The organism is Pseudomonas sp. KB_12 (assembly GCF_052114545.1).
Lineage (GTDB): Bacteria > Pseudomonadota > Gammaproteobacteria > Pseudomonadales > Pseudomonadaceae > Aquipseudomonas > Aquipseudomonas brassicacearum.
In genome coordinates, this window is sequence record NZ_JBFREY010000022.1 from 63,738 (window position 1) to 83,169 (window position 19,432).

Consider the following 19,432-nt stretch of genomic DNA (forward strand, 5'->3'; position numbering starts at 1 on the left):
TGACCGCCAGGACAATCCCTCCATTGAATCGGACTATATAGTAATACTATTTACCCAACAACACTTCCAAACCGCACAAATTGCGCTTATGTTACGCTTCAGCTAGAACAATATAGTCATACAATAAGAGAATCGATCATGTCTGATAAGAAACCCTCCCTGCGCTCGGCCCAATGGTTTGGCACCGCCGACAAGAACGGCTTCATGTACCGCAGCTGGATGAAAAATCAGGGCATCGCCGACCATCAGTTCCATGGCAAGCCGATCATCGGCATCTGCAACACCTGGTCGGAGCTGACGCCGTGCAACGCGCACTTCCGGCAGATCGCCGAACACGTCAAGCGCGGTGTGATCGAGGCCGGGGGCTTCCCGGTGGAATTCCCGGTGTTCTCCAACGGCGAATCGAACCTGCGCCCCACCGCCATGCTGACCCGCAACCTGGCGAGCATGGACGTGGAAGAGGCGATTCGCGGCAACCCGATTGACGGCGTGGTGCTGCTCACCGGTTGCGACAAGACCACCCCCGCCCTGCTGATGGGCGCCGCCAGTTGTGACGTACCGGCCATCGTCGTCACCGGCGGGCCGATGCTCAACGGTAAGCACAAAGGCCAGGACATTGGCTCCGGCACGGTGGTCTGGCAATTGAGCGAACAGGTCAAGGCCGGCACCATCACCATCGACGATTTCCTCGCGGCCGAGGGCGGCATGTCCCGCTCGGCCGGCACCTGCAACACCATGGGCACCGCCTCGACCATGGCCTGCATGGCAGAAGCCCTCGGTACGTCCCTGCCCCACAACGCGGCGATTCCAGCCGTGGACGCACGGCGTTATGTGCTGGCCCATATGTCCGGCATGCGCGCCGTGGAAATGGTCCGTGAAGACCTGAAACTGTCGAAGATCCTGACCAAGGAAGCTTTCGAAAACGCCATCCGCGTCAATGCGGCCATCGGCGGTTCGACCAACGCGGTGATCCACCTCAAGGCCATCGCCGGGCGCATTGGCGTGCAACTGGACCTGGACGACTGGACCCGCATCGGTCGCGGCATGCCGACCATCGTCGACCTGCAGCCATCCGGACGCTTCTTGATGGAAGAGTTCTACTACGCCGGCGGCCTGCCCGCCGTGCTGCGTCGCCTCGGCGAAGCCAACCTGATTCCCCATCCGAACGCCTTGACCGTCAACGGCAAGAGCCTCGGCGAGAACACCAAGGACGCACCGATCTACGGCCAGGACGAAGTCATCCGTACCCTGGACAACCCGATCCGCGCCGACGGCGGTATCTGTGTGCTGCGCGGTAACCTGGCGCCACTGGGCGCGGTACTCAAGCCGTCCGCCGCCACCGCCGAACTGATGCAGCATCGCGGTCGCGCGGTAGTGTTCGAGAACTTCGACGAGTACAAGGCACGGATCAACGACCCGGAACTGGACGTGGACGCCAACTCGATCCTGGTGATGAAAAACTGCGGGCCGAAGGGTTATCCAGGCATGGCCGAAGTCGGCAACATGGGCTTGCCCGCCAAGCTGTTGGCCCAGGGCGTGACGGACATGGTGCGGATTTCCGACGCACGCATGAGCGGCACCGCCTACGGCACGGTGGTGCTGCACGTGGCACCGGAAGCCGCCGCCGGCGGACCTCTGGCAGCGGTGAAGGAAGGCGACTGGATCGAACTCGATTGCGCCAGCGGCCGCCTGCATCTGGACATCCCGGACGCAGAACTCGCCGCGCGCCTGGCCGACCTGCCGCCACCGCAGAACCTGTTGGTGGGCGGTTATCGCCAGTTGTACATCGAGCACGTGCTGCAAGCGGACCAGGGCTGCGACTTCGACTTCCTGGTCGGCTGCCGCGGCGCCGAGGTGCCACGCCACTCCCACTGATCCCAAGTCTCCCCCTGTAGGTGAAAGCTTTTGTGGGAGCTGAGCTTGCTCGCGATAGCGGTGTAACAGACAACAGAGATGTTGACTGGAAGGGCCTCATCGCGAGCAAGCTCAGCGCCCACAAAAGCTCACTCCCACAATGGGTCTGTATCTAAATCAAAAATCGCACTAGCGACCCGCCATCGCCGCGCCTGCTATCATGCGCAGCACTCCCCTCGCACAGGATCGCGCCGCGCCCCATGGATTACCGTAAACCTTCCGACCGCAAAAGCATGCACGCGCGCATCGTCCAGGAACTGGGCATGCAGATCGTTTCCGGGCGCTTCAAGCCGGACGACAAACTGCCCGCTGAAGCCTTGTTGTGCGAAGAGTACGCGGTCAGCCGTCCGGTGCTGCGTGAAGCCACGCGGGTGCTGGTCGCCAAGGGTCTTGTGTATTCGCGACCGCGCGTGGGCACGGTGGTCAAGGCCCGGCGGGAGTGGCACATGCTCGATCCGGATGTGCTGCATTGGCTGATGCAGAGCAGCCCGCAGAATGAGTTCTTCAACCTGCTGACCAGCGTGCGCAGCATCATCGAGCCGGCGGCCGCCGCCCTCGCCGCACAGTTCGCCAACGAGGCCGACATCGCGTCCATCCGCGAGGCCTACCAGCGCATGGAAGCGGCACCGACCCCCGAGGCCGTGCTGCAACCGGACCTGGACTTCCACAGCCGCATCGCCGACGCCACCCACAACGACCTGCTCGCCAACCTCTGCAACATGTTGTCGGTGGCCATCGCCGAGGCGCTCAAGCATTCCAACCAGCGGCCCAACCTGCATGAACTGGCGATGCCGCGCCACAAGGCGATCCTCACTGCCATCGAGAACCGCGACGCCCTCGGCGCCCGCCATGCCACGCTGGTGCAACTTGACGATGCCCGCAGCGCGCTGAATGTAGTGCTGGGCAACGATCACGACCAGGCCTGACATAACGCTGGCCCAACGGGTGGTATCTATATACCGCCCGCAGAGGAAGGAAATCCCGACACTTGACTCTCGCCGTCATCCCGACGGCCATGAGTTCAGGAAAAGGACTTCTTATGACCTCGCCCACACCGGCCGACACCCCCTCTGCGCTTGCACAAAACATCAGCCAGCAATTCGCCAGCCGCCCGACCTTCGAGCAGGTCGCGCAACAAATGCTTGAACAAGCCATCACGGCAAAATACCCCTCGCTGACCATCGACCTCTCCAAGACCCAATTGGCAACGCCGAATGCAGCCGCCCGCGCCTGGAACTTCCAACCCTTCATGCCCCTCGTGCTCGACTACCTGGCCCTCGACACACCCGTGGATTTCAGTTCGCGGGGTCATCTTGACTGTTATCTTTCCGACTCGGTCCCACACCGCCTTTGGTCAGGCGATGAAAAGTTGGACATGCAGGTCATCAAAAAGCTGTTGCTTGAACTGCCCTGGACCCTACCGATCGGGCTGGAGGATGCGCTGACCCGCTATTGGAACACCGACATCAGCACCCACGCCCAAACCGACACCCATACCAGCCGCTGGCAATGGCTCAGCGACACCCTCAAAAACCTGCTGCATATCCGTGGGCTGCAACAGCCAGGCCTCACGGAACCAGCACGCGAGACCCTGGACCAGATCGTCCGTTGGCCGGACCGTAAGCAACGCTTCAGCCGCAATACCCCCGCCGTCTACGCCTACAGCCTGGAAAGCACCCTCACCCAGGGCACCTCCAGCACCGTACTGCCCAGCAACGAGATCCTCCTGCTTCATTACACACGCTACGGGCTCATCATTCTGCTTTGCAGCCCCGGCAGCGCCGTGCAGTCCTTCGCTTCGATGGACGCCTTCAATCGCGACTGGGGCGAACGGATCGCCAGCCGCTACATTGTCGACACCGTCACCTGCCAACGCTACGAGATCGGCGGCAATGCCTTCGACACCCAGGCCGCCTTGATATTGGAGCAGCAATTGGCCGACCTTAAGGCGGTGCAATTGCCCTCCCGGATTGGCCTGCAAGACCTCAAGACGCTCTACAACGAGCTAAGCGACCCGGCCCGCTATCTGCGCGACGCGCCACGCCTCACGCCTGAAACATCGACACGACTCGAGCCGCTACTGCCCGAATGGTTGAAACAGGCGTCCCTGGCCGATCAAACAAGGTTCCAGCGCTACAGCCTGGCGCTGGCCAGTGTCAAGAAACGCGATCAAGGACGAACCTCTCTCAGTGACCTCAAGACTTTTACGACTGACGCTTTACTCACGCTGATGAGCAAAACCAATGACAGCAGCCCGGCCAAGGCTCCCCCCAGCCAGTTCCAACCCGACGATGTGACGCTGGTTTTCACCGTCTCCGCGGGGTATCCGGGGACCGTAGGCATCAGTGAGAAAAGAACGATGAGCCTGACTCGACTGGCCATCGACAACCTCGTCGCACGGCCCAGCGGACACCTGAAGCTCAGTCATCGCCTGGGCCTGGCATTGCCCGCATGGCTGACGCCAGACTTTATTAGTCGTAAAGGCGGCTTGATCGAACAGGTAGACATCGGTGCGGCCTACCCTCGCTACCTGCAAGAGGAACTGTTGAGCGACACGCCTCAAGCGCAGGAATATCAGCGGATGTTTGCCGAACAGATCCTGGCGCAGCTACCGCTGGAAGCGCTACAAAACATGCTGAATAACGAAAACGGCATGACCCGCCAAGGGTTGCGCCTGATCGAGGCGGTCCTGCAGCCCGACGCCGATGATCGACAAATCGACGGTCGTGAGGTAGTCATCCGACACCTGGCCTTCCTACGCAAGCCCGAGGCCCGGCCCGACGTCGTCGGCAACATGTTCATTGTCGAAATGCAGGACGTCAAAACCGGCCCGCACCTTTTGTATCGCCCTTTGTATGCGCCCGCGCTGCTGGAGTTTCCGACACGCCAGGCCCTGTTGCAGGCCGTCGTCACTGCCGGGGACCTGCAAAACAGCATCCTGACCTGGATGCCCGATGCCGCGCGCCAGGTGTATGCCAATGGTGGCTTCCTGGAGCCGCACATCGTGCATTTTATCCAGGGCGACGAATTCAGCGCCCCTGAAAAACCCGCTCCGGCCACACTCGCCATCGACGGTGTCAGCGACGAACTGCTGCAATACCTGCACAACGGCGAACTGCTGCAGTACCTCTATGGCTGCAACGCCCGAGCCTTGATCGCCCAGGCCGACCGCAACTCGGTCTCCAACAGCGAAAGCCGCTGGGCGGTATTTCTTGAGGGCGGCAGCCTGTTGTTCAATACGCTGTTGTTTCCCTTGTTGCGTGGCCCGGCCATGGCCAGCGTCTGGCTGTGGAGCCTGATGGCCAGCGCCAGCCAGGATATCCCGGCGCTGATCAGTGAAGATCCGACGACGCGGGAACTGGCCGCCGTCGACTTGCTGGTCAACCTGGCCATGCTGGTGAGCCAGTTTCCCTCCGTCCGTGCGCCTGCTCGCGCCTCCTTGCCGGTAGCAGTCGAGCACCAGGCAATGCGTGCTCCCGCACCGCGCATGGTTGCCCAGCGGTGGCCCGCGCCAGACTTACCGAGCATTCTGGAGGGCTCCGTGGCCTTGCCAGGCGAACAATCCAGCAGCTCGCTGGACTTCAGTTTCAGCAGCCCTCGCCGCCACCTGACGCAGGAACAACGTACCCGCATACGGCGCATGCAGGTGACGCGTCCAACTGCTTTGCCTGAGCCGATTGGAAATGGTCCTTTCAAAGGCCTGTACGTGATTGGCAACAAATGGCACGCGTTGATGCAGGACGGCCTGTATCGAGTCAACCCGGACCCGGACGGCACCACGATTGTCGACCCGCTCGACCCGACACAGACCGGGCCTGCGCTGCAATCTGACCTGGACGGCAACTGGTCCCTGGATCTGCGCTTGCGCCTGCGTGGAGGTGCACCGCCCAAGCGCCTGGCTGACCAGCGTCGCCTCAATGTCCAGAAAGCTGTCGAGCTGACCGCTGAAATAAACGATTACCTCGCCCGGGAAAACGAACAGCAACGATCCCTGGAGATTGCCCAACAAGTGATGACCCGGCTCGAGGAAGGAAGCGCCTTTACCGAGGAGCAGCGCGCACCCAAACGAAAGGTGTTTTATGACCTGCTCAACGAGCAGACCGACATCTATTTGAAACTGCTGGACAGCGTGCCCGAGCGCGCAAGGCTGGGCATTGGCTTGCCTTCTGCAAGCGTCCGCGGGCTGATGGAGAATGTCGTCAACAATGCCCGCAAGGCCTTCCTGATGGTAGAAATAGATCAACGGGCCCTCAATACCGCTCACCCGCAGTTTTTCGGAACGTTTGTGGAAGAAGACGTGGTTCGCGACATGCCGGGCTACGTGGTGTTCCTCGAAGCCATGAACGACATCAATGATCGCGCCATCCATTGGCTGCAACTCAAGGATGAGTACCTGGAGAAGCTATTGAACCTGGATTCGGTGGGGGCCCAAGCGTTCGACCGCCTGACCCGCGGCCGTCCGCAGAATGAAAGGAATGTCATAGGCACCAAGGCCCTGCAGTTGGCCGCCCTGCCGATACTGGCCATCAAAAACCCGGAAACCGACTTGCCCGATAGCCTGTATCGCATCGTCAAGCCATTGGCCGAGCAAGTACGTTCCCACGCTGACCTGCAACTGTACGACCTGAGCGCCTCTGAGCAGCTTGAGGTACTGACCAGCCTGACCGAGCATTATGGCGAAGCCCTCGACGCCTTGCAGGGCATGAAAACCCTTTATGCCGACGATATCAACGACGTCTATTTCGAGAAGCTGACCACGCTGCTTGACAGCCTGTACCAGGATGCGTCCGGCAAACTGGCGGCAGAAGTCAAACCCGAACCGACACCGCGCAAGCGCGCGCCCAAACGTCCCAAAGCACCTTCCGGAAGCCCACAGAAAAAGGTGATCAAGACCCGAAAAAGTGGCGTTCTGATTGGTGACCTGAAACCTGCCGGCACCTCCTTGCCGATTGAAGTCGTCGAGTTGCGCTCCCAAGTCGACGATCAGGTGCTGGCCACCTATTCGCGTCACGACGACGTCTGGGACGTTGTCGACGTACACCGACCGGCTCGAGCCCCCAGGACCCGATCGGTCAACGCGATCAAGGGCGATGCGCGAACACTGCTGGAGGAGTTGGAAAAACGTCTTCGCCGCGCTGAAAGCTATAAAAAGCGTTGCCGTCATCCTCAGGAAATCGAAGAGATCATGAACAATGAGGCCAGTCGCTTCCGCGCGATCTCGGAAGAACTCGACAGGGCCTTCTCAGCATCACAAACACCACGCACGCCGGCCGATCAAGCGCTGGGCAGGCAGTTGACCGAGGCCATTTCCAGACTGACGTCCAGGGGCAGCGCCCTGCGTGTCGAATTGAGCCTGCACCTGCCGCCCACCGACGGCAACCTCCAGTACCTGTTCGAAAAGAACCTGATACAAGTCGCGCGACTGAGTGAGCGCAAAGCGTTGAAAGGAGCCCGCAAGGACTTCCTCCAGGAATATGCCATCAACAACCGTGACGGCTTCCCCCTCTGGTACGCGCATTTTCACTACGAAAAAATCGATACGCCGAAAGCCAACTACAGCGTCGCCCACCTGAAAACCAAGGCACAACGCCGGGAAGACTATCACTCGCTGCTCGCCAAGGCGGATAGCCCCTACGCGGTGGTGAATGTGCATCGAGGGAACATCGGCAAGCTCATGGCGCAGAGCAAGTTCTTGCCGTTGGCGCCCTGATGACAACGCAAGCGTAAGGGTTGTGATGCCGCTCACCCAAGGCGGGGTCATTCATTGTGGCGAGGGAGCTTGCTCCCGCTCGGTTGCGCAGCGACCGCCCAAGGGGCCTGCTTCGCAGTCCAGCGGGAGCAAGCTCCCTCGCCACAGAGGCTGGGTTTGGACTGGAATGATCAGTGTCTGAGCGGCAAAAAAAACCTGTGGGAGCGAGCTTGCTCGCGATCGCGCACTGACATTCAACACCTTCATTGACTGTCACACCGCTATCGCGAGCAAGCTCGCTCCCACATTGGGCAGGTTCTACCGTCGATCAATGAGCAAACAACGAATTGCCCTTCTGCCCCGCCAGTTTCTCAGGCTTGATCAGGAACCGCGCCAGCGCCGGCAGCAGCCACAACGCGCCGAACATGTTCCACAGCAACATGAACGTCAGCATCAACCCCATGTCCGCCTGGAACTTGATGGCCGAGAAGATCCAGGTGCACACACCGATCGCCAGGCACAAACCGGTGAACAGCACCGCCTTGCCGGTGGATTTCAGTGTCTGGTAGTAAGCCTCCTGCAACGGCAACCCGGCCCGCAGGAAACTTTCCAGGCGACTGTAGATGTAGATGCCGTAGTCCACGCCGATGCCCACGCCCAGTGCCACCACCGGCAAGGTCGCGACCTTCACGCCAATGCCCATGAATGCCATCAGGGCGTTGCCCAGCACCGAGGTCAGCACCAGCGGCAGCACGATGCACAACGTCGCCGCCCAGGAACGGAAGGTGATCATGCACATGGTCGCCACGCAGATGTACACCAGGATCAGGATGGTCAGTTCCGACGCCTTGATCACTTCGTTGGTGGCCGCTTCGATGCCCGCGTTACCGGCGGCAAGGATGAACTCCAGGCCGTCGCGGTTGTTTTCCTTGGCGAAGTCCTGCACCGCCTTCACCGCGCGGTCCAACGTCTCGGCCTTGTGGTCGTTGAGGAACACCAGCACCGGCGCCAGGGAGCAACTGTTGTTGTACAGGCCATCGGCCCGGGCAATGGAGTTGTTCAGCACGTCAGGGTTGCGCGACAGGGTCTCCCATTTCAGGTTGCCCTCGTTCATGCCCTTGATCATTTGCTTGGACACGGTCACCAGGGAAATCGCCGACTGCACCCCCTCGGTGTTCTGCATCTTCCACATCAGCTCATCGATCGGAGCCATGGCCTCATAGCGCGAGCAGCCTTCGGCCTTGGTCTTGACCATCACCACCAGTACATCGGAGCTGGTGGAATAATTGCTGATGATGAAATTGTTGTCCTGGTTGTAGCGCGAGTCCGGACGCAATTCCGGCGCCCCCTGGTCCAGGTCGCCGATCTTCAGGTTCTGGCTATACCAGAGGCCACCGCCAAAGGCGATCACCGCCAGGGCAATGGACACCGGCGCGACCTTGGCGCTGGCGAAGTTCGACAGCATGCGCCAGAACGGATGTTCGCGGGTCGCGTCCTTCTTGCTGCGTTCGACCGCACGCTTGCTGATGCCGGCGTAGGAGATCGCCACCGGCAGCAGGATCAGGTTGGTGAACACGATCACCGCCACGCCGATGGAGGCGCCAATGGCCAGTTCGCGGATCACGCCGATGTCGATGATCAGCAAGGTGATGAAGCCCACGGCGTCCGCCAGGATCGCGATCATCCCCGGCAGGAACAACTGCCGGAAGGTGCGCCGCGCCGCTGTCAGGGCGTTGTCCGCCTCGCTGGACTGCAAGGCGATGCCGTTGATTTTCTGCACCCCATGGGAAATGCCGATGGCGAAGATCAGGAACGGCACCAGCATCGAGTACGGATCCAGGCCGAAACCAGCCGCATGCATCAGTCCCAGTTGCCAGACCACGGCCACCAGGGTGGTGGTCAACACCGCAACGGTGCTGCGCATGCAGTTGGTGAACCAGTACAGCAGGATCAGGGTGATGACGAAGGCCACGCCGAAGAACAGCACCACCATGACCAGGCCGTCGATCAGGTCGCCGACTTTCTTGGCGAAACCGACGATATGGATCTGCACGTTGGGGTTCTGGGCTTCGAATTTGTTGCGAATCTTGTCTTCAAGCTCGTGGGAAAATTTCCGGTAGTCGAGGGCGAGCAATTTGCCCTGGTCCTGCGGGTCGGGATAGGACTCCAGCAGCGGGATGTCGATGATGCTCGATTTGAAATCGTTGGCCACCAGGCGCCCGACCTGGCCGGACTTGAGCACGTTGTTGCGCAGCAGGTCGAGGCTGTCGGCCGAACCGTTATAGCTCTGGGGAATCACCTCACCGCCGGCGAAGCCCTCCTCCGTCACTTCGGTCCAGCGCACGCTTGGGCTCCACAACGACTTGAGCCCGGAACGGTCGACGCCGGAAATGTAGAAGACCTCGTCGTGGATCTGGCGCAGGGTCTCCATGTATTCCTTGGAGAAGATGTCGCCGTTGGTGGCTTCCACGGAAATGCGCACCGTGTTGCCCAGGTTTGCCAGGTCGTTGCGGTGCTCGAGCATCTTCTGGATGAAGGGGTGCTCGAGGGGGATCATTTTTTCGAAACTGGTGGAGGGCCGGATCAGCGTGGCCTGCCAGAACAGGAAAATGCTGACCAGCAGGCAAATGATGATCACTGCCGGGCGGTTGTTGAAAATCAGGCGCTCGAGGAACGTCGCCTTGTCTTGGTGATGACTGCTCATGGGGTCCGCCTTCTTGTTTTTGTGCCCGTCTTGCAGGCGTGACTCATTTGCTCAGTTCGGCGCCGGTGGACGTGGTGGCACGAACGCCGCCTTGCCCCGCCAGGATCAGGTTGCCGTTGCCTGCCGCCGTGACGGCTGCCACGGAAATTCGGTCCGGGCGGTTGAACACGCTGAAGGTCTCGCCGTCGTCGGTACTGCGCACGACGCTGCCGCCGTTGCCGACAATCACGATGGAACCGTCCGCCAGCAGCGTAGCGCCTGACAGGCCGAACTCCAGGGCACCGCGCGCGGCCTTGAGCTCGACCTGATCCCAAGTGCCGCCGAAGTCAGTGGAACGATAAAGGTTGCCGCGCAAGCCATAGGCCAGCAGCGTCGAAGGCTGGGCGGTGCCGATGACCCCGAACAGCGAGCCTTCATAAGGGCCTTCGACCTTTTCCCAGGTCTGGCCCCAGTCGGCGGAGCGGAACATGCTGCCAGCCTCGCCGACTATGAACAGCCCGGCATCTTTCACGGCGGCTATCGCATTGAGGTGGAACTGGTCTTCGTTTTCGAGGCGGTCGCTGGCGTCTTCCCAGTGCTTGCCGCCGTCGGTGGTTTCCAGCAGTGCGCCGTAGGCGCCCACGGCGAAACCGTTGCTGGCATCCTTGAACCAGACGTCCAGCAAGGGTGCTTCGCGGGTAAGGTCTTCGAATTGCTTGGTCCAGGTGCTGCCACCGTCATTGCTGGCGAGGATCTGCGCGTCGTGCCCCACGGCCCAGCCGTGTTTGTCATCGACGAAAAATACCGCCGTGAGCAGTTGACGAGTCGGCACCTTGGCCTGGGTCCAGGACGTGCCCTGGTCGTCCGAATAGACAATGTGCCCCCGATCACCGACCGCCACCAGGCGCTGGCCGGCGTGGACCACATCGAGCATCAGGGTTTTGCTGGCCTTGACCGACTCGACGGAATAGATGACATCGGACGTCGACGCCGCAACAGCCATCACCGGTGCCGACAACAGCGCAGAGCCCAGCAGCGAGAGCGCCGAAGCCAGCAACGCAACTCTGCGCAGCATCGGCGGCCGGCTGCGGCCCGCAGCCATGACAGGCTCATTCATAGACCTTTCCCCCATTATTATTGTTATGGCTTGGTACGTTGCCAGTCCTGGAGCATAGCCCTGAAAGCTGCACTCTAGAGCCACTTCGCAAGCTGACCTATCCTATCGGGCTTTCGAAAGGTCTGACAATCGACGCCACGTTATCTTTTGTTAACCAGGGGGTATTGACCGGGGGATGAATCAGAAGACATTCGCGACGATGATAAATGTGGCGAGGGAGCTTGCTCCCGCTGGAGGCCGAAGGACTCCCTGACCTTGGTCCACCCGCCATTCGCAGCGAAAGTGAAACCAGGATCAGGCCTGCTTCGCAGGCCAGCGGGAGCAAGCTCCCTCGCCACAAAGGTAAGGCAGTGCCTGTTTACGCCAGGCTCTTGCTCACCACCTCGAACACATCGGCGGAAAGCGCGCCGGATGCCAGGATGCGCTCCAGCTCGGCTTTCATCAGCGCCTGGCGGGCGCTGTCGTATTTGCGCCAGCGAGTCAGCGGAGCCAGTTGCCGGGAGGCGATCTGCGGGTTGAAGCCATTGAGCTGGATGACCAGGTTCGCCAGGAAGCGATAACCCGAACCGTCGGCGGCGTGGAAGTTGATAAGGTTCTGCCCGGCAAACGCTCCCACCAGCGCCCGCACCTTGTTCGGGTTCTTGATATTGAACGCCGGGTGCTCCATCAATGCCTTGACCCGCGCCAGGCCACCCGGCAACGGGCTGCCGGCCTGGACGCTGAACCATTGGTCCATGACCAGTGGGTTGCCCTTGAAGTTTTCCGCAAACACTTCCAGAGCCTTGGCCTTCTCGGCTTCGAATGGCGAGTTGACCAGCACCGCCAGCGCGGTCAGGCGCTCGGTCATGTTGTCGGCGGTGTCGAACTGTTCCAGGGTCGCGCTCAGAACCTCAGGCTTGCCGGTGAGCATCAGGTACGACAGCGCGATGTTCTGCAACGCGCGACGGGCGAAATGCTCGGCCTCGGCCACGTAAGGGGTTTTCTTCGACAGGTCGCGGTTGGCTGCGTAACGCAGCCACAGGGCTTCAAACAGGTTCTCGGCCAACTGCTGACGGGCGAAGTCACGGGCGGCATGGATCGCCTCGACGTCAGCCACTTCGCTGATTTCCGTCAGGTAGGCTTCGCTTGGCAGCGAGAGCATTTCGGCGACCATGGCCTGGTCCAGGGACTCGTCCGACAGCACGCTGCGCAGCGCACTGACCAGGCGCGGATCCAGCGTCAGGCTGGCACCCTGCTGATGCTGGGCAATCAGCTCCTGCAACACCTGCACCGACAACTGCTGGCCGGCATCCCAGCGGTTGAAGCCGTCGCTGTCGTGCTGCATGAGGAACATCAACTGGTCGCGGTTGTACGGGAAGCTCAGCTTCACCGGCGCCGAGAAACCACGCAGCAACGAAGGCAGCGGCTGTTCAGCGACATCGACGAAAGTGAAGGTTTGCTCGGCTTCGGTCACCGAGATCACTCGGGACGTGCCGTCTGCCGCCGCTTCTGCGGCCAGGCGCAGAGGGATTTCAGCACCCTTGCTGTCCAGCAGGCCCAGCTCCACGGGAATCACGAACGGCAGCTTTTCCTGCTTGTCCGGGGTCGGCGGGCAACTCTGGCTGAAGGTCAGGCTGTAGGTCTTGGCGGCGGCGTCGTAAGACTCGCTCACCGCCAGCCGTGGTGTACCGGCCTGGCTGTACCAGCGCTTGAACTGGGCCAGGTCGACGCCGTTGGCATCTTCCATGGCCTTGATGAAGTCGTCGCAGGTCACGGCCTGGCCGTCATGGCGTTCGAAGTACAGGTCACTGCCCTTGCGGAAACCTTCAGGCCCCAGCAGGGTGTGGATCATGCCAACCACTTCCGAGCCCTTTTCGTACACGGTCAGGGTGTAGAAGTTGGAGATCTCGATAAAACTGTCCGGACGCACCGGGTGGGCCATGGGGCCGGCGTCTTCGGCGAACTGGTGGGTGCGCAGGTACGCCACGTCCTGGATGCGCTTGACCGTGGCGGAGTTCATGTCGGCCGAGAACCCGGCGTCGCGGAACACCGTGAAACCTTCCTTGAGCGACAGTTGGAACCAGTCGCGGCAGGTCACGCGGTTGCCCGACCAGTTATGGAAGTATTCGTGGGCCACGATCGCCTCGACCCGCTGGTGCGCGGCATCGGTGGCGGTTTCGGCGCGGGCCAGCACGGCGCTGGAGTTGAAGATATTGAGGCCCTTGTTCTCCATGGCGCCCATGTTGAAATCGTTGACCGCGACAATCATGAAGATGTCCAGGTCGTACTCGCGCCCGTATACCTCTTCGTCCCAGCGCATCGACTTCTTCAGGCTGGTCATGGCGTGCTGGCATTTGTCGATGTTTTCCGGCTCGACATAGATGCGCAGCGCTACGGTGCGCTCGCTCAGGGTGGTGAAGGTGTCTTCGACGCACCACAGGTCACCGGCCACCAGGGCAAACAGGTAGGCCGGCTTCTTGAACGGGTCTTCCCAGGTCGCCCAGTGCCGGCCGTCTTCGCCGGGGCCGCTGGCAATCGGGTTGCCGTTGGACAGCAGCACCGGATAGCTGTGCTGCTCGGCCACCACGGTGGTGGTGAACTTGCTCATCACATCCGGGCGGTCGAGGTAATAGGTGATCTTGCGGAAACCCTCGGCCTCGCACTGGGTGCAGAACATGCTGCCGGACTTGTACAAACCTTCCAGGGCGGTGTTGGTTTCCGGGTGGATCCGGACGGTGGTGTCGACCGTGAAGGCCTGGGCCTTGGGGTGCACGGTCAGGTGGCTGTCGTCCAATTGATAGTCGCCCTGCCCCAGGTCGGCGTCGTCGAGCTTGAGCGAGAGCAGTTCCAGGTGCTGGCCATCGAGCACCAGCGGCGGCAGCCCGGCACCGCGCTCGGGGTTGCGGCGCATCACCAGTTGCGCATGGACCAGGCTGTGGTCCTCGAACAACTCGAAGGTCAGGTGTGTCTCATCGATCAGGTACTCGGGCGCCTGATAGTCCTTCAGGTAAATCATCTTCGGTTGTTCGGTGCGCATGGGTCGAATCCTTCTACTGATGCACGGCGAGCTGGTAGGCCGTGTATTTACGAATATTGATCACGCCGGTGTCAAAAATCAGGTACTGGCCCTTGATTCCCAGCAGCGTGCCTTCGGCAATCGGGTTCTTGTCCAGGTTGAAGCTGACGATCTTGGCCGGGTATTGCTCCACCGGATAACGGATCTCGATGGGGTCGACGTCCGCTATGGTCTGGATCGCTTGCAGGCCGAATCGTTCCTGCAAGCCCTGCAATCCCTGGGCGCAGCTTTCGAACAGCGCGTCACGGATCGCCGGCAGGTCCACCGCCACGGCGTCGCCCTTGAGCAAGGCGCGCCAGTTGGTCTTGTCCGCCACCTCGCTGCGGAACAGGTCCTCGACAAACCCCGACTGCTGACGGGTGGCGACCCGCACGATCGGCAGCGCCTGGCTCGCCCCCTGGTCCAGCCAGCGGGTCGGCAATTGCGTGGCGCGGGTGATGCCGACCTTCACGCCCGAGGAATTGGCCAGGTAGACCACATGATCGGTCATGCAGAACTGCTCGCCCCAAGCCGGGTCGCGGCAGGTGCCCGCCTCGTAATGGCAACGCTCGGGGCTCATGATGCACAGGTCGCACTGGGCCAGCTTGGTCATGCACGGGTAGCAATAACCCTGGCTGAAGCTGGTCTTGGTCCGGCGTCCACAGTGGGTGCAGTGGATCGCACCGAGGTACTCCAGGCGCACCGTGCTGCCGATCAACGGGTTGACCGGCACCTCGACTTCGCCCAGGCGAAAGGCGTATTGAACGGTCGGCCCGTCAAGGCGCGCCGACATCTTGCTGATTGCACCGCGGCCAATCTCGATCAATGGATGGCGTCCGACTTGAACAGGATATTCGGCACTTCGGTGGACTTCGAATGGCATTCCTGCGCGCCCATGTAGCCAGTACGCTCGTCTTCGGGCAGGTTCTGGATTTCCCAGGCGATCATCGCCTGCAGCGACAGCTCGCGCTGCTCGGCGGTGAGCTTGTTGCCATCGGCCCATTTACCGATTTCCACCGCCAGTTTCAGGCTCCGGTAGATGTCGGGGGTGATGTTCTGGATCATTTCGTTGAAGGAAGACATGGGTTCTCCGCGCAATTGCGCATTCTCAAAAGGCACAGGTGCCGGTCAAAGGGCCATTTTACGGCGAGCGAACAGCCCACCCAACAACCCCGTGAAGCAGCCGACGAGCAGCCCGCCGACGTGAGCCGCATTGGCGATTTCACCGAAACCGATCAGCGAAACCAGCCCGGACAGGCACAGCAGCAACCACACCAGCATCATCACCAACACCCCACGGGGCAAGTGATAGGCCGGGTTCGGTGCAAGCAGTTGGTAGATCCAGCAATGGCCCAGCAAGCCGTACAACACCCCCGACAAGCCACCGAACAGCGTCGGGCCGCTGAAAAAGTACTGGGCAAAATTGGAGACGAGGCTGAACAGCAGCGTCAGCCCCAACAAGTTGATGCCACCCTGGCGCGCTTCGATCCGCCGTCCCAGTTCCCAGTACCACATGCCATTCATGGCGATGTGCAGGAAGCCAAAGTGAATCAGCATCGGCGTTACCAGGCGCCACCACTGCCCCGCCGCCAGGCTATCGGCCAACGGTGTGAACTGGATGTAGTCGCCAACGACGCGGAACTCGAGGAAGGTCAGCCAGCGCAGGATCTCAAGATTCTCCCCCAGCAGGGTGACCGCGCTGACGATCAGGCTCAGCAACAACACCACGGCCGTCACTGGACTGCACTTCAGTTGCTGGACGAACCCCGCTCGCCGGGAAGTGCCACCCGTGTCTGGCAGTTCCAACTGCTGATCGGGATCGCCGGCGGGAAAACGTGCGTACAACGAACGCACGTCCTCGCTGATTTCATCCGGCACCCAGAGCACCTGCTCGCCCGCCTCTTCGCTGACACGATGGGGTACCTGCATGCGTTGCAGCAGCTTGACGAAACCGCTCAGGTCCACTGCCAGGGGCAGGCGCAAAACCGCGACGACGCTCATTGCACCACCTCCGGCCGCTCGACATCGACCCAGACAAACTTGTGCGGATCCAGGCGGGTTTCCTGGTCGAGGCGATAGGCGACCAGCTTGCCGTAGAGCACCGCACTGTAATCCAGGCAGGCCAGGTTCGGGCGAATGGGCGCGGGCTTGCCGCTGCGCCAATAGTGGCCGACGAACAGCAACGGTTCATGGACGCCATAGCGCAGCAGGTTGTTCTTTTCATCCGGCGACAGCGGTGTGCGGGCCACCGGTTCCGGCAACGCGTCGGGCTGGAACACGATGTCGCCGTAGGTCTGCGGGTTGTCTTCCCAGAACTTGGTGCGGAAAAACGAACGGGTCAGGCCATCGCCACCCGTCAGTGTCAGGCCATGGGGCAGGCGCATGTCGGTGCCACGCAGCAAACGATCGAACACTGTGCAGGCAAAGCTGCCCGGTTGCGCCGAGGCCTGGAGGAAATGTTCGTCGACACAACCGTCCGGGAACAGGCCGCGCAGCGGTTCGATCAGGCCCGCATCCCAACAGGCATGCACCACCCGGAACCGGCCGGCGTCGACAAACAGCGGCAGTTCGTAGAACCATTTGAGAAAGTCATGCCAGTCGCCGGGATGCTGCTCGAACTGGGTCAGGGTCTCGTTGAGCAGGCGGGCATGGCGTGGCGTGTGTTCGCGCACGTAGCGCTGGCCGCTGCCCGGCAATGCCGGTGTGCTCCAACCCAGGGCGTTGAACTCGTGGTTGCCCATGATGCACAGCGCCTGGCCGGCCACGACCATGTCATGGACGATGTGCAGCGCCTCGCGAATCCGCGGGCCACGGTCGATGATGTCCCCCAGGAACACAGCCATGCGCGACGGATGCCGCCAGACCCCGCCCTGCTTGTGGTAACCGAGTCGGTCCAGCAGGTGTTCCAGGGTCAGGGCGCATCCGTGCACGTCACCGATCAAATCGTAACTGCGCGCAGGATCGAGCATCAGTCGCCTCCACCCCCCAACCGACTGCCCCAGCCGAGCTTGGTCCGGCAGACTTCGTAGTAATTGTGATCCAGCGGATGGATCAGGCGCAGCTTCTGCGCTTTTTTGCTGACGGTGATGGTGTCACCCGGCGCGCAGGTGAAATGGTTCTGGCCGTCACAGGACACTTGCGGGTAGATCTGCATATCCTTGGACACGACGATTTTCAGCTCACTGTTGCCATCGACCACGATGGGTCGCCCAGACAAGGTATGGGGGTACATGGGCACAATCACAATAGCGTCGAGCTTGGGGTGCATGATCGGGCCGCCGGCCGACAGCGCATAGGCCGTGGAACCGGTGGGAGTGGCGACGATCAGGCCGTCGGCCTTCTGGCTGCAGACGAACTGGCCGTCGATGTACAGCTCGAATTCGATCATGCGCGTGGATTTGCCGGGGTGCAGCACCACGTCATTGAGGGCATCGCCCTGGCCGATGGCTTCGGCGTGACGACGGACCTCGGCTTGCAGCAGGAAGCGGTTTTCCACCAGGTAGTGGCCGTCCAACACCTCGGCGACCTTGGTTTCCAGCTCGTCAGGGCGGATATCGGTGAGGAACCCCAGGCTGCCCCGGTTGATTCCCAGCACCGGGATGTTGTGCCGCGCCAGGGCCCGGGCGGCCCCCAGCAGGCTGCCGTCGCCGCCGACCACGATGACCATGTCGCAGACCTCGCCCAGCATCTTGCGCGACGACGTCTGCAGGCCATGGCCCGGCAAGACTTCGGCGATGGTATCTTCGAGGATCACATGCAGGTGTCGCTCCAGGAGGAAACGTTTGAGACGGCGAACGGTGTCCAACACCTGCGAACTGCCCAGGCGACCGATGATGCCGATATTGCGAAATTGCTCCATGAGGCTCCTGCGAGGGTCTGCGGCGGGCGAAAACCACGATTATGGGCGAAAGCGCTCCATAGACAAAATCCTTTAAGCCTTCGTCGCAGCAGCTATGCTCGCAAAATGATCCTGTTCCCTGAATTGCTGGACTTGCCCCGCCGCCTTCGCCACCCAGAAGTGCGCGACCTCGCGTGGGCGATCATCACCCCGCCGATGCTCATCGACACGCCCTGGCCCCAGCGCCACCCCTTGGCCGGCAGTGACTGGGTGCAGGCGCCGGATCAGCTGGAGCACTGGCTGCGACAACTGGACCGTGACAGCTACCCGCTGCTGCACTGCCTGTCCCTGGGACGGACGCGACGCCTGGGGCTGTATTACGAAAGGCTGTGGCAGTTTGCCGTGCAGCACGCTCCAGGCATCGAACTGATTGCCGCAAACCTGCCGATCCGCCACGAAGGCCATACCCTGGGCGAACTGGACCTGCTGCTGCGCGATCGTGACGGCATCCATCATCTGGAGTTGGCGATCAAGTTGTACCTCGGCCCGCAACAAGGCACCGGACTGGACGCCGCGCAATGGCTGGGCCCGGGTTGCCATGACCGGCTCGACCGCAAGCTGGCTCATCTGCGCGAACACCAATTGCCGATCTCGGCCCGCCCGGAAAGCCGTGAGGCCCTGGCGGCATTGGGCATTGAGCCGACCGGCCTCGAGGTATTCCGCTCCGAGCTCTGGCTCGGCGGGTACCTGCTCTACCCCTGGCCGGGCCACGCCGACCCGCCGACCGGTGCGCACCCGCGGCATTTGCGGGGCAGTTGGCTGCATCAGCGGGATTGGCCTGCATTCAGCGCCCAGCGCCCACCTGGGCGCTGGCAACCCCTGCCCCGCGCCGCCTGGTTGGCCCCGGCCCATTATCCGGCGGAGCAGACCTGGAGCACTGCGCAACTGGACGCCTGGCGACTGGACCTCGACCCGATGGCGCCGGCGCAACTGATGGTGCGCCTGACTGAAAATGCCAAGGGGGAGTGGGAAGAAGCTGAGCGGCTATTCCTGGTGGCCGATCTTTGGCCGGATGTGCCGGGTAATGGCTGAGCCTTGTGCTGCCTGCCGGGCCTCATCGCGAGCAAGCTCGCTCCCACACATTGGAATGCACTCTC

General features: G+C 61.7%; 12 protein-coding genes. 4 read left to right on the top strand and 8 right to left on the bottom strand.

The features are described 5' to 3' along the window. The first annotated feature begins 138 nt into the window (after window positions 1–138). The 3 genes from AB4Z20_RS18660 to AB4Z20_RS18670 all read left to right on the top strand — a co-directional run bounded on the left by AB4Z20_RS18660 (window position 139) and on the right by AB4Z20_RS18670 (window position 7,624). The gene (locus AB4Z20_RS18660) at window positions 139–1,875 is read left to right on the top strand and encodes an IlvD/Edd family dehydratase (protein WP_024619882.1); all 1,737 of its coding nucleotides are present in this window, start codon (window positions 139–141) and stop codon (window positions 1,873–1,875) included. Between the two features lie 239 nt (window positions 1,876–2,114). Then, window positions 2,115–2,840, top strand: a complete 726-nt coding sequence (locus AB4Z20_RS18665) for a FadR/GntR family transcriptional regulator (RefSeq protein WP_442090380.1) — start codon at window positions 2,115–2,117, stop codon at window positions 2,838–2,840. Window positions 2,841–2,953: 113 nt separating this feature from the next. Further along, complete coding sequence (locus AB4Z20_RS18670; protein WP_442090381.1) at window positions 2,954–7,624, top strand: dermonecrotic toxin domain-containing protein; 4,671 nt, start codon at window positions 2,954–2,956, stop codon at window positions 7,622–7,624. 307 nt (window positions 7,625–7,931) lie between these two features. On the opposite strand, the gene AB4Z20_RS18675 is transcribed toward AB4Z20_RS18670, so the two are convergent. From AB4Z20_RS18675 to AB4Z20_RS18710, 8 genes are all read right to left on the bottom strand, one after another. Further along, entirely contained in the window at window positions 7,932–10,307 is a 2,376-nt protein-coding gene (locus tag AB4Z20_RS18675) for an efflux RND transporter permease subunit (RefSeq protein ID WP_214512729.1), read from the bottom strand. Window positions 10,308–10,350: 43 nt separating this feature from the next. Beyond that, window positions 10,351–11,403, bottom strand: a complete 1,053-nt coding sequence (locus AB4Z20_RS18680) for a WD40/YVTN/BNR-like repeat-containing protein (protein ID WP_442090382.1) — start codon at window positions 11,401–11,403, stop codon at window positions 10,351–10,353. 358 nt (window positions 11,404–11,761) lie between these two features. Next, window positions 11,762–14,419: an aminopeptidase N gene (gene pepN / locus AB4Z20_RS18685; RefSeq protein ID WP_442090383.1), complete on the bottom strand. Its 2,658-nt coding sequence runs from the start codon at window positions 14,417–14,419 to the stop codon at window positions 11,762–11,764. Window positions 14,420–14,432: 13 nt separating this feature from the next. Continuing rightward, window positions 14,433–15,263, bottom strand: coding sequence for a DUF2797 domain-containing protein (locus AB4Z20_RS18690; RefSeq protein WP_442090384.1), 831 nt, complete (start codon window positions 15,261–15,263; stop codon window positions 14,433–14,435). Further along, window positions 15,260–15,520 (bottom strand): YeaC family protein, encoded by a 261-nt coding sequence (locus tag AB4Z20_RS18695; protein WP_212800142.1) that lies wholly within the window; start codon window positions 15,518–15,520, stop codon window positions 15,260–15,262. Before AB4Z20_RS18695 ends, AB4Z20_RS18690 begins: the two co-directional genes overlap by 4 nt. A gap of 45 nt (window positions 15,521–15,565) precedes the next feature. Further along, complete coding sequence (locus AB4Z20_RS18700; RefSeq protein ID WP_442090385.1) at window positions 15,566–16,438, bottom strand: rhomboid family intramembrane serine protease; 873 nt, start codon at window positions 16,436–16,438, stop codon at window positions 15,566–15,568. Further along, window positions 16,435–17,409, bottom strand: a complete 975-nt coding sequence (locus AB4Z20_RS18705) for a metallophosphoesterase (protein WP_172436021.1) — start codon at window positions 17,407–17,409, stop codon at window positions 16,435–16,437. The genes AB4Z20_RS18700 and AB4Z20_RS18705 overlap by 4 nt, the downstream gene beginning before the upstream one ends. Continuing rightward, window positions 17,406–18,296 (bottom strand): NAD(+) kinase, encoded by an 891-nt coding sequence (locus AB4Z20_RS18710; RefSeq protein WP_003202709.1) that lies wholly within the window; start codon window positions 18,294–18,296, stop codon window positions 17,406–17,408. The genes AB4Z20_RS18705 and AB4Z20_RS18710 overlap by 4 nt, the downstream gene beginning before the upstream one ends. Between AB4Z20_RS18710 and AB4Z20_RS18715 the strand changes: the two genes are divergently transcribed. Continuing rightward, window positions 18,288–19,367 (top strand): DUF1853 family protein, encoded by a 1,080-nt coding sequence (locus AB4Z20_RS18715; protein ID WP_442090386.1) that lies wholly within the window; start codon window positions 18,288–18,290, stop codon window positions 19,365–19,367. The two genes, AB4Z20_RS18710 and AB4Z20_RS18715, sit on opposite strands and share 9 nt — an antisense overlap. Window positions 19,368–19,432 lie beyond the last annotated feature (65 nt).

What these genes read in the sequence shown, in the direction of transcription:
- AB4Z20_RS18660 (WP_024619882.1), top strand. Translation starts at nt 139, where the DNA reads ATGTCTGATAAGAAACCCTCCCTGCGCTCGGCCCAATGGTTTGGCACC.
- AB4Z20_RS18665 (WP_442090380.1), top strand. Translation starts at nt 2,115, where the DNA reads ATGGATTACCGTAAACCTTCCGACCGCAAAAGCATGCACGCGCGCATC.
- AB4Z20_RS18670 (WP_442090381.1), top strand. Translation starts at nt 2,954, where the DNA reads ATGACCTCGCCCACACCGGCCGACACCCCCTCTGCGCTTGCACAAAAC.
- AB4Z20_RS18675 (WP_214512729.1), bottom strand. Translation starts at nt 10,307, where the DNA reads ATGAGCAGTCATCACCAAGACAAGGCGACGTTCCTCGAGCGCCTGATT.
- AB4Z20_RS18680 (WP_442090382.1), bottom strand. Translation starts at nt 11,403, where the DNA reads ATGAATGAGCCTGTCATGGCTGCGGGCCGCAGCCGGCCGCCGATGCTG.
- pepN (WP_442090383.1), bottom strand. Translation starts at nt 14,419, where the DNA reads ATGCGCACCGAACAACCGAAGATGATTTACCTGAAGGACTATCAGGCG.
- AB4Z20_RS18695 (WP_212800142.1), bottom strand. Translation starts at nt 15,520, where the DNA reads ATGTCTTCCTTCAACGAAATGATCCAGAACATCACCCCCGACATCTAC.
- AB4Z20_RS18700 (WP_442090385.1), bottom strand. Translation starts at nt 16,438, where the DNA reads ATGAGCGTCGTCGCGGTTTTGCGCCTGCCCCTGGCAGTGGACCTGAGC.
- AB4Z20_RS18710 (WP_003202709.1), bottom strand. Translation starts at nt 18,296, where the DNA reads ATGGAGCAATTTCGCAATATCGGCATCATCGGTCGCCTGGGCAGTTCG.